Source organism: Clostridium sp. AF34-13 (assembly GCF_003477845.1).
Taxonomy (GTDB): Bacteria; Bacillota; Clostridia; order Lachnospirales; family Lachnospiraceae; genus Butyribacter; species Butyribacter intestini.
In genome coordinates, this window is record NZ_QUEB01000004.1 from 203,661 (window position 1) to 219,751 (window position 16,091).

Annotated in this window: 14 protein-coding genes; all 14 read right to left on the bottom strand. The window is 38.8% G+C overall.

Going from position 1 to position 16,091, the window contains the following annotated elements; translation table 11 throughout:
* Positions 1-258: 258 nt before the first annotated feature.
* The 14 genes from DWZ63_RS05265 to DWZ63_RS05330 all read right to left on the bottom strand — a co-directional run bounded on the left by DWZ63_RS05265 (position 259) and on the right by DWZ63_RS05330 (position 16,089).
* Positions 259-1,278, bottom strand: a complete 1,020-nt coding sequence (locus DWZ63_RS05265) for a DNA/RNA non-specific endonuclease (protein WP_243020489.1) — start codon at positions 1,276-1,278, stop codon at positions 259-261.
* A 212-nt stretch (positions 1,279-1,490) separates the two neighbouring features.
* Complete coding sequence (locus DWZ63_RS05270) at positions 1,491-3,782, bottom strand: hydratase (protein ID WP_055942025.1); 2,292 nt, start codon at positions 3,780-3,782, stop codon at positions 1,491-1,493.
* Between the two features lie 176 nt (positions 3,783-3,958).
* Positions 3,959-4,666, bottom strand: coding sequence for a nucleotidyltransferase family protein (locus tag DWZ63_RS05275; protein ID WP_147353204.1), 708 nt, complete (start codon positions 4,664-4,666; stop codon positions 3,959-3,961).
* A gap of 133 nt (positions 4,667-4,799) precedes the next feature.
* Complete coding sequence (locus DWZ63_RS05280; protein WP_055942031.1) at positions 4,800-7,136, bottom strand: molybdopterin cofactor-binding domain-containing protein; 2,337 nt, start codon at positions 7,134-7,136, stop codon at positions 4,800-4,802.
* Positions 7,129-7,650 carry a 2Fe-2S iron-sulfur cluster-binding protein gene (locus DWZ63_RS05285; protein WP_022014635.1) on the bottom strand — a complete coding sequence of 174 codons (522 nt, stop codon included), beginning with the start codon at positions 7,648-7,650 and terminating at the stop codon, positions 7,129-7,131. Before DWZ63_RS05285 ends, DWZ63_RS05280 begins: the two co-directional genes overlap by 8 nt.
* Positions 7,650-8,459: an FAD binding domain-containing protein gene (locus tag DWZ63_RS05290; protein WP_055942035.1), complete on the bottom strand. Its 810-nt coding sequence runs from the start codon at positions 8,457-8,459 to the stop codon at positions 7,650-7,652. Before DWZ63_RS05290 ends, DWZ63_RS05285 begins: the two co-directional genes overlap by 1 nt.
* Before the next feature lie 30 nt (positions 8,460-8,489).
* On the bottom strand, positions 8,490-8,705 hold the full coding sequence (locus tag DWZ63_RS05295; protein WP_172794146.1) for a DUF3343 domain-containing protein: 216 nt from the start codon (positions 8,703-8,705) through the stop codon (positions 8,490-8,492).
* A gap of 43 nt (positions 8,706-8,748) precedes the next feature.
* Positions 8,749-9,420 carry a sulfurtransferase-like selenium metabolism protein YedF gene (yedF, locus tag DWZ63_RS05300; RefSeq protein WP_055943034.1) on the bottom strand — a complete coding sequence of 224 codons (672 nt, stop codon included), beginning with the start codon at positions 9,418-9,420 and terminating at the stop codon, positions 8,749-8,751.
* Between the two features lie 89 nt (positions 9,421-9,509).
* Positions 9,510-10,535, bottom strand: coding sequence for a selenide, water dikinase SelD (selD, locus tag DWZ63_RS05305; protein ID WP_347474827.1), 1,026 nt, complete (start codon positions 10,533-10,535; stop codon positions 9,510-9,512).
* Between the two features lie 6 nt (positions 10,536-10,541).
* Complete coding sequence (locus tag DWZ63_RS05310) at positions 10,542-11,693, bottom strand: aminotransferase class V-fold PLP-dependent enzyme (RefSeq protein ID WP_118498985.1); 1,152 nt, start codon at positions 11,691-11,693, stop codon at positions 10,542-10,544.
* 75 nt (positions 11,694-11,768) lie between these two features.
* On the bottom strand, positions 11,769-12,902 hold the full coding sequence (locus DWZ63_RS05315) for an ATP-binding cassette domain-containing protein (RefSeq protein WP_182431445.1): 1,134 nt from the start codon (positions 12,900-12,902) through the stop codon (positions 11,769-11,771).
* Between the two features lie 29 nt (positions 12,903-12,931).
* Complete coding sequence (modB, locus tag DWZ63_RS05320) at positions 12,932-13,600, bottom strand: molybdate ABC transporter permease subunit (protein WP_330672322.1); 669 nt, start codon at positions 13,598-13,600, stop codon at positions 12,932-12,934.
* 14 nt (positions 13,601-13,614) lie between these two features.
* Entirely contained in the window at positions 13,615-14,481 is an 867-nt protein-coding gene (modA, locus tag DWZ63_RS05325; RefSeq protein WP_082440671.1) for a molybdate ABC transporter substrate-binding protein, read from the bottom strand.
* A gap of 42 nt (positions 14,482-14,523) precedes the next feature.
* Entirely contained in the window at positions 14,524-16,089 is a 1,566-nt protein-coding gene (locus DWZ63_RS05330) for an XdhC family protein (RefSeq protein WP_118498989.1), read from the bottom strand.
* Positions 16,090-16,091 lie beyond the last annotated feature (2 nt).

The following is a 16,091-nucleotide window of genomic DNA, read 5'->3' on the forward strand; positions in this document are numbered from 1 at the left end:
TCCTTTTTTATACATATGTACTCTCAGAATCTTCTCAAAACGAGTCATTTCGGCTGGATTTCTGATATACTGTTTCCATTTTCTCGTCGTACACACCTTGTACGCATACATACTTTGTATGTATTGCGAAAATGTTATTGTATATCAAAAATCCATCTCGAAATTCTTCATTCAGAATACTCCGAGAATACATTACATTTCTAAGTTTTAATTATATCTTTTTTTAGGATAATACGCAAGTTTAAAATAACAGACCGCTTACGGATTGCATCTCTTACAAGGTTCATATCCTTCCTTGATAAGTTTTTCCCTATCACCCTTAAAAGATTTTCTGTTTTTTATCAGCGTATCATTTACACTGCTACATGATGGCAGATGAAATTTTTTCGTATTTGTATTTAATATATATCTTTGAACTTTTGAAACCTTTTTTCGTGCTGACGAATAACCGTTCTTTCTGTCAGACACCGAACTATTTTCGCTCTTATCTCCCGACAGACTGCTTTTTCCTGTAGCATAATCTATAGTTATCTTCGGCTGGACATTATACACAAAGACATTAAAGCATACTCCCCTGCCTTTATCTTCAACAGAGTAACCCTCCATCTTAACTCCTTCAGCCACAAGATTGTTTCCCTTATATACCGGAGTAACCCTATATAAAACATGGTTATTTGTTCTCTTTACATAATCTGCGACTTCATCCTCAAAAGGCAGCATTCCCGTCACATTCATATATCTTGTTCCGGTAATGAGATTCTTCTCATTTGCATTTTCTCCTGCAAGCTGGAAACCTATAAGATGGCAACGGTTATAGAGATAATTGCCATCAACTATACCTGCATATTTTGCAGTCTGCCAGCCGCTCGGTTTTATCATGCCGATACCTGTTCGTTTTGTAGCCGGCATAAGTTCTTTACATATATTGGCAAATGCAGCACCGCATCTTCCAAGACTGTCAAGTTCACTGTAATTTTCAAATATCTGCGTGCTTTTCTTTTGCTTATTCGTAAAATCAGGTTTGTTATTTGAAATTATTCCGTACGGCTCACCATTATACGAGGTATGTGTAAGTCCACTCTTGCCAGACAGTGCATTATTTTTAGAATTACTGCTGCTTTCTGAACTGTCGTCTTGCACAGAACTTTCATACCCCGCTGATGAAGTGCTGTATTTATCACTTATCTCGGATAAATTCTGGCATCCCGAAAATACAAGCGAGACTAAGAGAAAACTTATAAGAAGCCTGCTCTTAAATTTAACTTTCATATTGTTCATCTTTTATATTCTCCGTTTTTTTAAATAACAAACTGCCATCCAAAATATATCAGATATATCCCGGATGACAGTTTTAAATATTTATAAATTTATCTGTATTGAAACTAAAAGTCATATATCACACATTTATAGACAATGTATGACATCAATTTGTGACAAAATATCTTTTATCACAGACATTCTTTATATTTCAATATATAGCTCAGATACAATTACATCTGCGAACGGTAGTAATTGATAAGACATCCCTTAACGATTATCTCACGCTCTGCATCTGTAAGTTTTCCAAGATGAAGCTCAAATTCTTTCATTTCATCACCGACAACATATGCCTTGATAGTGTCAATCTTGTCTTCAACTGATTTCTTTATATCTTTTACAAAGATGTAGTCTCCATTCTTGAACGGAAGCTCGTCCTCATCATAGATAAATGGGAGCATACCCCAGTTGATAAGATTTGAACGGTATCTCTTTGTAGCATATTCTTTTGCAATATTTGCAAAACCACCGAGAACTTTCTGACATGAAGCTGCCTGCTCACGTGCAGAACCATCACCAGGCTTAACGGCATATATCATACTTCCAATCTGTGTATTTTCCGGCTTAACATCAAATTTTGCATTTATCTTTTCAAATACATCTTTTACTTCAGGACATGCTGTAAATATATCTTCGCCCGCAACTCTTGCCTTTTCAGCTTTTGCAACTGCTTTTGCACGACCTACATACTCAGGGTCTTTACGGGAAAGTGTAAACTCGGCAAGTCCTAAAGGATTTGAACGGAATGATGAAGTTTCTCCTGATGGGATAAGCTCATCTGTTGTAGTTACCGGGTCATGTATCTCTGAAACGACTTTGATAACAATATCATCGGTTAGTGCTGACATTGCAGGCCAGTCTTTGATGTTTGGACCAAATTTTATCTCAACATCAGAATCCGGTTTTCCAACACCATTGTAAACTCTGTTCTCATAAATAGTGCTGTCAAAGAAGTATTTAGGCTTTGTGAAATCTACATCCACATTTTCTGCCGATGTAAGATAACCCTTGTTTGCCGCTGTTGCCGCAATAGAACGTGCATCCATAAGTGCAACTGATGCTATCTGACCGCTTGTGACCTTAGAACCCTCTCTGTTAGGGAAGTTTCTTGTCGAATGTCTGATAGAAAGTCCATTGTTTGGAGGAACATCACCTGCACCAAAGCAAGGACCACAGAATGCCGAACGTATAGTAGCACCTGTCTCCATAAGGTCTGCAATCCTGCCGTTTTTAACAAGTTCCATAAATACAGGCTGGCTTGACGGATAAACACTTAAAGAGAACTCATCCGCACCGATATATTTTCCACGGAGAATATCAGCAGCATCACAGATATTTTCAAATCCACCGCCTGCACATCCTGCAATGACACCCTGCTCTACATAAAGTCTGCCATTGTGAACCTTGTCTTTGAGAGTGTATTTAACCTTATTATTGTCAAGACTTACAAGTGCTTTCTTCTCAACATCGTCAAGAATATCCATAAGATTTGCGTTAAGTTCATCAATAGTGTAGACATTGCTTGGATGGAAAGGCATTGCTATCATAGGCTTAATCTTGCTGAGATCAACATATACCATACCGTCATAATAAGCAACTGCATCCGGCTTAAGTTCCTTAAAATCCTGCGGACGCTTGTGAATATCATAGAAATCCTTTATCTTGTCATCTGTTGTCCAGATTGATGAAAGACAAGTTGTTTCCGTTGTCATAACATCTATACCTATTCTAAAATCAGCACTGAGGTTTGCAACACCATCACCAACAAATTCCATGACTTTATTGTTTACATAGCCGTTTCCAAATACTGCTCCTATAATGGCAAGAGCCACATCCTGAGGACCCACGCCCTTATTTGGCTTTCCTGTAAGATAAACTGCTACGACACCCGGCATAGGAATATCATATGTACGGTTCAAAAGCTGTTTTACAAGCTCCGGTCCGCCCTCACCCATAGCCATTGTACCAAGTGCACCATAGCGTGTATGTGAATCAGAACCAAGAAGCATCTTTCCGCCGCCTGCAAGCATCTCTCTTGCAAACTGATGTATGACAGCCTGATGAGGTGGTACATACATTCCACCATATTTCTTAGCACAGGTAAGTCCAAACATATGGTCATCTTCATTGATAGTTCCACCTACTGCACAAAGACTGTTGTGACAGTTTGTGAGAACATATGGTACAGGAAACTTTTCAAGTCCTGATGCACGAGCTGTCTGGATGATACCTACAAATGTAATATCATGCGAAGTAAGTTTGTCAAACTTAATCTGAAGATTTTCCATGTTGCCTGAAGTATTGTGTGCTTCAAGAATACCATAAGCCATAGTACCCTTAGCTGCCTCTTCCTTAGTGACTTTTTTGCCTGTTTTTGCTAAAACGGCATCTAAAGCCTGTGCATTATCCTCAACGATCTCAGAACCGTTTACAAGATATACACCGTTGTCGTAAAGCTTGATCATTATCAAAATCCTCCTATTAATTTCGTAATTATTAAATATTATATATGCTAACAGCACAATAAGTCAAGTTTATGAATGTAAGAAATGAAAGGCTGAACTGTTACAAAGCCGAGCTATTACACATATGAATGTAATCTTATAAAAAATGTTAATTGGCGTATAACTGACGGATAACATCAATCCTGAGAATAAATATTAATATCTTTTTCACTGTCAATATCAAACAATTCTTTCCCGTCTTCAACATCTATATAAAAACATTCATGTCTTTTTGCGACTTTTCTGCCCCCGCTGTCACCGCTTAACTCCAACAGTTCAGGGATAAGTTCGCAGGAGAACATACATGGATTTCCTGCTTTTGCCCTATATCTTGCTGAAAATACCTTGTAATCTTTGCTGTTTTTTTCTTCTGACAAAATATTTTCATAATCACCATTATTTTTTTCACCATTCGCCAAAAGCATTTTGTAATCTTCACTTTTTTTATCTTGCGATGCTGCCTCGATAAATTTAAGTATCGTCTTTTCGCTAAGATACGGCTGGTCCGCAACGATAAACAAAAGCCAGTCGTCTTTTTTCAACCTGCCCATCAAACTATTTATCCCTGCTTTTATCGTATATGACGCACCGAGCCTGCTATCACCGCAAAACACGGTATTTATATCTTTTCTGCCATCAAGGTCAGCTATTATCCTGTCGTATTGTGTTACAACAGTAAGTGTTATGTCGTAATCTATATCTTCGTTTATTTTTCTGCTGCTTACAATATCTGATAACATATCAAGCGTATGTCTGTAAAGCATTTTTCCCTGCCAGATATGTAAGAGTTTATTACTTCCAAAACGGCGGCTGTTCCCAGCCGCCATATATATAATGTGTATCATATTTTTTGATTTTATATATTTGCGAAACAATCTTAATTTTATATAAGCAACGTGTGTGAATGCTATTATCTATATCCCTGTTCAATCAATATAGACTAATCCGTCGAAGCTTTTCACCTCAGCCGCCAGACTACTATATGATACGGTGGTCAATCTCTTTCCACTCAGGATCAATCATCCCCATAAGGATTTTTTCAGGTGTGAACGGAACTGTTCTGTGCCACACTCCGGTTGCCCTGTATATTGCGTGTGCAAGAGCCGGTGCAGGGGTATTTATAACTATCTCTCCTATCGACTTTACACCGAAAGGTCCTGACGGTTCATAGCTTGTTTCAAACTCAACATTTATATTTCCTACATCAAGTCTTGTTGGAATTTTATACTGCATAAGGCTGTTCTCGGCAATCTTTCCCTCTGCACTGTATGTGACATTTTCATAGAGTGCCATGCCTATCCCCTGTCCTATACCGCCCTCTGTCTGAACTCTTGCAAGGTTTGGATTTACCGGTATTCCGCAGTCGACAACCGCCTGATAATCAAGTATCTTTACGCTTCCTGTTTCTTTGTCAAGCTCTATCTCAACCATTCCGACCATATACGGCGGCGGTGATACAGGTGATGAATATGTCTCGGTCACATCGACAGGGATATTATTGTTTACCTGTGATTTTGTAGCAATATCCGCAAGGCTGACCGATTTTTCATATTCCGTCATATACACTTTCTCGCCATCAAAATCTACATCTTCAGAAGAACAGCCGAGAAGCCCTGCACCTATCTTCATTATGTTTTCACGAAGTTTTAAAGCGGCATTTTGTGTAGCCATTCCCGTGATGTAAGTTGTTGATGAAGCATAAGAACCTGAATCATAAGGTGATGCGTCTGTGTCTGCACCAAAAACGGAAATTTTATCTGCATCACAGTCTAGGACTTCTGCTGCCATCTGCGAAAGAATGGTATCACAGCCTGTTCCCATGTCAGCCGCACCTATCATCATATTATATGTTCCATCGTCTGAAAGTTTTAATGTACATGAACCCACATCAACATTTGAGATGCACGAACCCTGCATCGCAAGTGCCATTCCTGCTGCCCTGACTTTGCCGTTTCCCATATCCCTGACCGGATATTTCTCAGCCCAGTTGAAATTTGCGGCACAATGCTCTATACACCTATCCAATGCACAGGCATTCGCTGTCTCACCAAAGTATGCAGGCATGAACATTCCCTCTCTTACAATGTTTTTCATCCTTATCTCAACCGGATCTATATGAAGTTTTTCCGCAAGTTCATTTACAGCAGATTCGAGTGCAAAAATTCCCTGTGTTGCCCCGTATCCTCTATATGCTCCTGCTGCCTGAACATTCGTGTAGACAACATCACATGAAAATTTTGTCGCTTCACATCCGCCCGTATAAAGCGGCAGTGATTTGTGGCCTGAAAGTCCAACGGTCGTTGTGCTGTGTTCACCGTATGCTCCTCCGTTTGACAGCGTATAAAGGTCTATCGCTCTTATCCTGCCGTCTTTCATTGCACCAAGACGAACCGTCACTTCCATTTCATGGCGGGGTGAAGATATTATCTGACATTCATTTCTGCTGTAAATAAGTTTGCTCGGCTTTTTTGTCATCCATGTAACAAAAGCCGGATAGACTTCACATACGGCTGTCTGTTTTGCCCCAAAACCTCCGCCTATGCGTGGTTTTTCCGCACGCACCATCGATTTTGGAATATCGAGTGCATTTGCAAGTATTCTTCTGATATGAAAAACTATCTGCGTTGAACTTATGCAATGAAGTCTGCCATATCTGTCAATCTCACAGTACGCCCTTATCGTTTCCATGTAAGCCTGCTGTGCCGCCTTTATATGCCAGGTATGCTCTATTATCTCCTCACAGTCATTAAATACTGCATTTACATCACCATGTTCATCTTCCTCATGGTGTATAAGATTTCTCTTAACATCACCCGTATTGCCATATGACATCCAGTTATCCTCCGGATGCACAAGTATGGGATTGTCAAGTGCCTTGTGAAAATCAAGTACAGGTTCGAGTACCTGATATTTTACTTTTATAAGTTTTAATGCTTTATCAACAGCTTTCTCACTCTCACCCGCAACTATCGCAACAGGATCACCTACACTTCTCACCCTTCTGTCAAGTATAAGCCTGTCATACGGTGACGGCTCCGGAAAAGTCTGGCCTGCAATGCTGAAACGCTTGTCAGGAACATCTTTCCATGTATAAACAGCTTCTATCCCCGATACTTTCATTGCAATATCAGTGTTTATATCCTCAACTAAGGCATGAGCATGAGGGCTTCTGAGAAGCTTTACCACAAGGCAGTCCGATGGTGTTATGTCATCGGTAAATACCGGCTTTCCAAGGAGAAGCTGTGATGAGTCTTTCTTTGGAATACTTTTTCCTACTGCATGATAATCTTTTCTTTCACGGTTAAATTCACTCATTCTTCCACTCCTTTCCGATGTCTGCCCCAAAAACTTCTGCTTCAAGCTGCATAGGTGCATTTTCCTTTTTGCTGTTCAGATAATTCCTGAGTGAACGAAGCTGGCTCTGATACCCCGTGCAGCGGCACAGATTGCCCGAAAGATACTCAAGTATCTCCTCGTCAGTCGGATCAGGATTTTCACGGAGAAGTGCCACTATATTAACTATATATCCCGGATTGCAAAAACCGCACTGGTCAGCACCCTGCATTGCAAAATAACCGGTAAATTTTTTAGCTTCTTCCTCCAGTCCTTCAAGTGTATCAACGCATCTTCCGTCTGCCCTGCCGACAGGAATACTGCACGAAAGCATCGGCTTTCCATCCATAAGCACCGTGCAAAGACCACAGTTTCCTGTTTCACATCCTCTCTTTACCGAATAACATTTATGTTTCCTGCAAAAATCTATAAGAAGCATATCTGCGTCTACGGTATCTTTTATCATTTTTCCATTTAATGTAATCTTTACTTCCATCAGCAGATTTCCTCCTTTTCGTTTTCTGATACTATCGTCTTTAATGCCCTTTTTACAAGAACATTGCATATTATCTTTCTATACTCGGCACTGGCACGCATATTGCTGCCAAAACGGATATTTTTTGCCACATAATCTGCAAATCTTTCAATATTTTCATCTGTAGTTACAGATAATATATTTTCACTGTCATATACAGGCTCAGCCATATATGGAGTTGCCCCGATAACAGCCATAGTACCTCTTTTTCCTTTTGAAACGGCACAGGTAAGCACCGGAAAATCTGTTGACTGGTTTCTCTGGCTCAGATAAACTACCTTTTCGGTTTCCTTTGGCACAATTACTGACACAAGTATATCTCTCACCGTGCGTGGCAGCTTTACAAAATCGTCAAGTTCCATGATACCCTCATGGAAAAGCTCCACTTTAGCACCAAGTGCCCTAAATATCGTCATAACATCTGAAAAGCCATACCGCCCCCATATACTTCCGCCGACCGTTGCAACATTTCTAAACTGGACACCGACTATATCTTTTACGGAATTGGCAAAGGCATTATCCGTATATTTATTTAATGATTCATTTGTCTCTATGTCCCTTAATGATACATATGCACCTATACGAAACTCGTTTTCATTTTCTTCTATGCCGTCAAGCCCCAGTTCACAGAGGTCTATCGCTGTTCCAAGAGTCGTATTTTTCATCTTTGTCCAAAGCATTCCGCCGACAATGAAATTTTGTCTTTTCTGGTAGAGTTCATATGCTTCTTCGAGGCTTTTTGCCCTTATATACTGATTATAATAGAACATATCTCTTTCCTTTCTCTTATGATTTTAGTGTTAAAACAAATCCAGTTCATATACCGCATCCCACTGAATTTTTTCTTTCTGCATAAAGTTTATTGTCTCATTTCTCATATCAGGCTCTGTCTTCCAAGCAAGACCACACCCTGCCGATATTTTTGACGGCAGCGGTATTATCCTGCCGTAAATATTTTCACTCTTTGCCCTGCTCTCCATTTCCATCGCAGCAGTTGTATTTTTGAATGAAATCACAAGCTGTGTATGTCTCTCTCTCTTACAATTTTCGCACATAATATTATGGGCAGACTATAAGTGATGCTTCCGTCATTTTTTTAGTAATTTCATACATATTTGTGGCTTCGCCGACACAGAGCTTTTCGGTAAGTCCGTAATAATTTAGACAAGTACCACAGGTAAATATCTTTACACCTTTTTCCTCTAAAGCCTTTAAATCTTCTATCGACTCAGAGCCTTCACTTGTAATCTTTGCACCGCCGTTATAAAAAAGCATTGTCTGTGGCAATTCGTCCTGCTGCGAAAGTGCATAGATAAAGCCTTTGATAAGCACCTTTCCAAGTTCGTTATCACCATCACCCATAAATTCAGACTTTATTACTACAACTTTTTCACCGCTGTTTTTAATATTGCATGAAACCATATCATCCGCACCTGTCTTTATGGAATTTGCTTTAGCCTCGGATGTTGCTTTAGCATTTGTTACTGACATTTTATTGTCATTTATTTTATCAATATCCTCCACGGTTATCTTTACACTGTACCCGGAATTTATCTTGCTGTCTGAAACTGCAAATCCCATCTGTGAAGCCATCTTTTTAAGATTTTCAACGGCAATCTCATTATCAACAAGAGTCTCAACCGTATCCGGTTTTTCAAGTTTCTCAATCGCTTTTTTTGTCTTAACTACCGGTATCGGACAGGTATCACCTATTGCATTTATTGTTATCATAATAACTTTTTTCTCCTTTACTTTATATCCATAGTATATGTTATATTCACACAATTAATACAACATATAATTAGTTTCGCAATCTCCTGTTACTTTATATAGATATTTTTTTCTTTTTTTTGCGTAAAATGACCAACTATCGCCGCCGGAAGTCCCTCATTTTTTAATTCTTTTAAAAATGGCAGTGCATCTTCTTTCTTTACGGCAAATAAAAGTCCACCCGATGTCTGCGGATCAAATAACAGCTCTTCCATCGCAAATGTTATGTTTTCTGAAAAATCCACATTATCTGCGACATGATTTCTGTTTCGCTGTGCTGCTGCCGTGAGCAGAAATTCTTCGGCATAATGAAGTGCACCTTTTATAACAGGTATGGATATTGAGTCAATCTCCGCCGATACATTGTTATTTATCATCTCGTTTAAATGACCTAAAAATCCAAATCCTGTCACATCAGTGCAGGCATGGATTTCATAATTTCTGCTTATCTCAGACGCTTTTTTATTGAGTGTAGTCATCGACTCTATTGCTTCATCAAGTGAACCTTTAAAAGCCTGTCCGACACGCTGTGCATTGCACACAAGCCCTACACCGAGTTTTTTTGTAAGTATAAGTATGTCAGCCGATTCTGCCTTATTATTTTCATATATTTTGTCAGGATTTACAAGTCCCATAACAGACAGACCGTATTTTACACTGTCATCGGCTATGGAATGACCACCTGCAAGTGTGGCACCTGCTTCATTCACCTTTTTTGCACCGCCCTGCATTATCTTTCCAAGAATGTTTAAGTCCATCTTTTCAGGAAAACAGACTATATTTAGTGCAGTCTTTACCTCACCGCCCATCGCATATACATCACTTAATGCATTTGCCGCCGCTATCTGTCCGAAAATATACGGGTCGTCGACCATCGGTGGAAAAAAATCGAGTGTCTGAACAATTGCCATATCGTCTGATATTCTATATACTGCCGCATCGTCACTGCTGTCATAACCGACAAGAAGTGAAATATCTTTCTCCCCTTTAGGTATTTTTGAAAGTATATGTTTCAATACATCTGCTCCAAGTTTTGCGGTACATCCACCGCCTTTACAAAAAACTATATCTTCCATGATAAATTATATGTCCACCACCTTTTTAGCAATTTCTTTTACTGCATCTGCCGCCGCCGTCACTTCTTCCTCTGTATTATAATACGAAAAACTAAATCTTACCATACCCTGTGTTTTTGTGCCAAAATATTCGTGCATACGCGGAGCACAATGAATCCCTGCTCTGGTGACTATTCCAAATTCATCTTCAAGGAGCATACTTATCTCTGAAGAATCTGCCGTTCCTATATTTAATGAAACTATCGGACAGCGGACTCTATCCTGTCTGAAATCACCATAGACTTTTACGCCTTTTACCCTGCTTATACCCGAATAAAATATCTGCATAAGTCTGTTTTCTTTATTGTATATCTTGTCAATTCCAACAGTGTTTATCTCCTTTACAGCGGCAAGAAGCCCTGCTATCCCGTGGCTGTTTAATGTCCCTGCTTCAAGCAGTTCAGGAAGTTGCTCAGGCTGTTGTCTTAAAAAACTTTTTATGCCTGTCCCACCGCTTTTTAAAGGTCTTATATCTATGCCGTTTCTTATATAAAACCCGCCTGTTCCCTGCGGTCCCATAAGACTTTTATGTCCTGTAAAACAGAGTATGTCTATATTCATATCCCTGACATTTATAGGCAGTACACCTGCAGTCTGTGATGCGTCCACTATAAAAAGAAGATTATGTTTTTTGGCAATCTCTCCAATCTTTTTTATATCGACAACATTCCCCGTAAGGTTGGATGCGTGAGTACAGATGATTGCTTTTGTAGCTTTTGTTATCATATCTTCTATACCAGAGGCATCAACAATCCCATTACCACTGCACGATACAATGTCTGCCTTAACTCCTCTTTCACCGGCATAATAAAGAGGTCTTAACACTGAATTATGTTCAAGGTTTGTGGTAATAACCGTGTCACCCTCATTAAAAAGTCCATGAATAACGGTATTTAATGCCTCGGTCGCATTTGATGTAAATATAAGACCTGAGACATTGTCACCGCCAAAAAATTCAGTAAGGCACTTTCTTGTTTCAAATATACACCTTGATGCTTCAAGTGATGTCTCTCCATACCCCCTGCCTGAATTTCCATAATTTTTCATTGCGTGCATAACAGCATCATATACAGCTTGCGGTTTGTAAAGTGTAGTCGCCGCATTATCAAGATATATCACTAATATATTCCCCCTGACATGATATCAGCAACAGAAATCATCTTCAATTTATTTAAGAAATGCAAGGCTGAACTGTTATTTAAGAAGATGTATGTATTCTTTTGCTACTGTAATTTTTTTAACATTATTTAATAAGTCAATATATTTATCCTGTAATTTATCCGAAAACAACTGATTTTCTTTTGGCTTTATCATTGTAATAACCTCACCGTTTTCAAGCTCACAAAGGCAGCAGGTATTATAAAGTTCTTCTGACAGCGAGATACTTTTTATCTTTAAGGTATTTAGCGTATCTTCAAACATTCCTGTTGTTTCAGAATTTATATTTTCGTTTTTAATATATTTTTTCTGATGCGTAAAGGAATGTTTTCCAATATTTATATCATTTTGAAAAATGCAGATACTATGATATTTTCCCCAGTCACTTTCTTTTGTTGCCTTAACTTTAAGCGTAACACCCCAGTCAACCGCTTTCACATGACTTTCATCTATCCAGCTTATGTTTGAGAAATTCAGACACCCTGCTAGTTTTGCCTGTGCTTTTGTCTCAGGTTTATAATAAAAATATTTTTTATCATATATCCTGCTTACAATTCCATCTTCCACGGAACATACTTTATCTGCAAATCTGTAGATTTCTTCCCGGTTATGCGAAACAAAAATTATCGGCTTATAAAAATTTTCAAGCATCTCCATAAGTTCCACTTCCATTTTTCTTTTGATATGTTCATCAAGTGCAGAAAATGGTTCGTCAAGCAATATACACTCCGGGTCTGATGCAAGCATACGAATCATTGCAACACGCTGTTTCTGTCCTCCTGACAATTTTTTAGGATAATTGTCTGCCACTTTTTCAAGCCCATATGCACTAAGCCACTTATCTACAAGTTCATGGTTTTTCTTTTTCATAACAATATTTATATTTTCTCTTGCCGTCATTGTAGGAAATAAAGCATAATCCTGAAAGAGATAACCTGTTTTTCTAAGTGAAGCTTTTAAATTTATCTTTTTTTCCGAGTCAAAAAGGACACGACCGTTCAGTGATATATAACCGCTGTCAGGTGTTGCTATCCCTGCAATACATTTTAATATCATAGTCTTTCCCGCACCGGATGCACCACTTAGTGCCAGTATATCGTCATCTGTCTGTATATCCGTATTTAATTCAAAATTATCAAGTCTTTTTCTTATCTTTACTATTAAAGCCATATCAATCCTCATTCTTGCAGATTTCTTACTTATCTGTCACCCGTAATAAAATTTATAATAACAAGACAGATAAACGAAATTGCCGTTATCACAATACACCAGAAACCTGCCGTTTTAAAATCACCACTCTGAATCACCATCGCTATCTGCTGAGATATTGTTGAGGTTTTTCCTGCAATGTTTCCGGCAAGCATTGATGTTGCACCGTACTCTCCGAGTGCTCTTGTAAATGTAAGTGTAATCCCCGATAAAATTCCGGGTTTTGCCATTGGCATACGGATTTTAAAGAAAATTGTCCACTCACTAAGACCAAGCGTCTGTGCCGCATATATCACATTTTCGTCTACCTGTTCAAATGCCGCTCTGGCATTTCGGTACATAAGAGGAAATGCAATAACCGTAGCCGCAATGATACAGCCAAGCCATGTATGTATGACATGAATTGAAAGTCCCTTATCTACAAAATTTCCAAAGCTGTGTCTGGTACTAAATATACGGAGCAATATATATCCCGCAACTGTCGGCGGCAGTACAAGAGGCATTGTAAGAATACCATCCCATATACCTCTTGTTCTTCCACGCCTGCTCACGACAAACCAAGCTGCCAGTATGCCAAGCACAAAAGATACCAATGAAGCCACAATACCGGTTTTAAGACTTATCCAAAGCGGACTAAAATCAATCTGGGAGTAATCCATAATAAACCTCATTTCTAAGACATAGAAAAATGGTATTTTTCAAATAATTTTACAGCCTTTTCTTCGCTCATAAACTTTACAAATTCGTTTGAAGCATTAAATTCAGCGTCAGATATATCATCACTTTTAAGTGGTGCAACAGGGTAGATAACATCACCTGTAAGGCTGTTTGGAAGTTTTTCTATTATCTCTAAATTATCTTCATATCCAAAGGTATCTGAATAATAAACAGTTCCAATCTCGTCTGCACCCTCTGCAACTGCTGCCGCAACAGCACCTACATTTGCACAACTGTTTATCTCAAGACCTCCCAGTGCATTTGATATATCTGTATCTTTTAAGTCATTAGCCTTTTCCTTATCGCCTGATACCAGATGTGAATTTATCAAAGCCTTTCTTGTGTACTGTCCTACGGGAACAGTTTCATCTGCAAGTGCCATGTTTTTTGCTTTTGCCATATCTTTAAAACTCTTAACTTTTGTATTACTTCCTTTCCATGTTACAAGGCACACCTGATTGTTTAAAAGGTCTTTGCGGTTATCCTTATCTGCACTGCCGCCATCATATCCCTTTTCAAGCTCGTCCATCTGCTCTACACCTGCCGAAAAGAATATATTGCACTTTGCACCCTCTTTTATCTGTGTCATAAGTGTTCCTGAACTGTCATAATTTGTGTGGAAATTTATATCAGGATGCTCTTTGTTGTATTCTTTGCATAGTTCATCCATAACACCGTTAAGACTTTTTGCAGCAAATATGATTATTTCTGTTTTTTTGCTATTCTCGTTTTTCTTTCCGCAGCCTGCGGGCATCCCTGTAACAAGTGCCGCCATAACACAGCATACGCTTATTTTTTTAATTATCTTCTTAACATTAAGCATAAAAAACTCTTTTCTGCACACTCATTTTTTCCTTTAATCAATCTACATTCTCTCCAGCATAACACTTATATTTCCACCACACACCATGCCCTCTTTTTCAGTATCATCAGTATTCATACTTACTTCCATTATCTCAGATTTGCCTATAAAATGTTTATTTGCAAAATCGTCTTTCTGACAAACAGCCTTATTTTTATTCTCATCATTTTTTGATGCTGTTTCCTGCATTGGCATTGCAAAGCCGTTAAAAATGTCCCTGCATCTCGTGATAATTTCAGCCTCCGCACATCCTCCTCCGATAGTTCCTATAATTCGGTTGTCCGAAGTTACTATCATCTGTGTTCCGACATTTCTTGGAGCACTGCCGCTTTTTCTTATAATGGTACATAAAATCCTCTGCTCATCAGACGGTTTTGCAAGTTCATCAATAATATTATCATCAACAGAGCCGTTATTGCAATGTTTATTTTTACAATATACTATCTCACTCATAACTGACAACGCTATCTCCTGTGGTGTAGCCGCACATATTGAAAGACCTATTGGTGAATGAAGTTCATTTATTTTTTCAATCTCAATACCATGTTCTTTAAGGTCTTTTCTTACCATTACCGACCTCCTTTTTGAACCCATCATCCCTACATATGCGTATGGCATCTTAAAAATCTCAAAAATGCACTGTTCGTCAAATCTGTGTCCTCTGGTCATGCACACAAAATAGTTGTCACGGTTTTTGTCTATAGTTTTCAATGCATTTACATAGTCATCACATATAACATTTTCTACCCCAAGACTGCGTATTTTCTGAGCAAATATGGGTCTGTCCTCTATCGCGGTAATGTCGAAATCCACAAGTTCAGCCATCTTCACAAGTGCCTCTGCCACATGACCTCCACCGCATATTACAAGATTAGGTCTGCCGGTGATGTTTTGGATAAATAATGTATTGTCCCCTATCTTAACCAGACTGCTGCCATCATTACTTCCGTTATCATCAATACCGCAGAAAGTCTTACACATTTTTTTTACTATATCACCGGTAAAATAGTCACCATAGCTTACCCTTATTCTGCCGTCTGTAATGTAGGCTTTCTGTCCTGTTGCCTCACCTGATACAACTGTAGCAATAAATGACTTTTCAGCTCGATCCCTGTCTCTTATACTTAAATACATATCAGCTTCAAGCATTTTTACTTCATCACCCTCATTTATCATACCTCCATTTATGACAACTGCAAACACACCCTCTTTGGGCATAATACATTCACCCATACGCTCATATATCTTGCAATGAGAATGACACTCCTTACCTATCTGCGTCATTTCAAGAACGGCATCACCTATTTTAAAGCGTGTTCCAAGCGGCAGACTCCTAAAATCAAATCCTGAGATTATCAGATTTTCTCCAAATGCACCGTTTTCTACTTTAGCACCTTTTTTCCTGAACTCCTCTATTTTTTCATATGACAAAAGACTCACCTGTCTGTGCCATCTTCCGGCGTGTGCATCTCCATCAAGCCCATAATTTCTGATAAGCCTGACTTTTGGAATCTGCTTTTTTTCAGTTCCACGCTCCCTGCTTATGTTTATTGCAATAAGTTTTCCCAAAC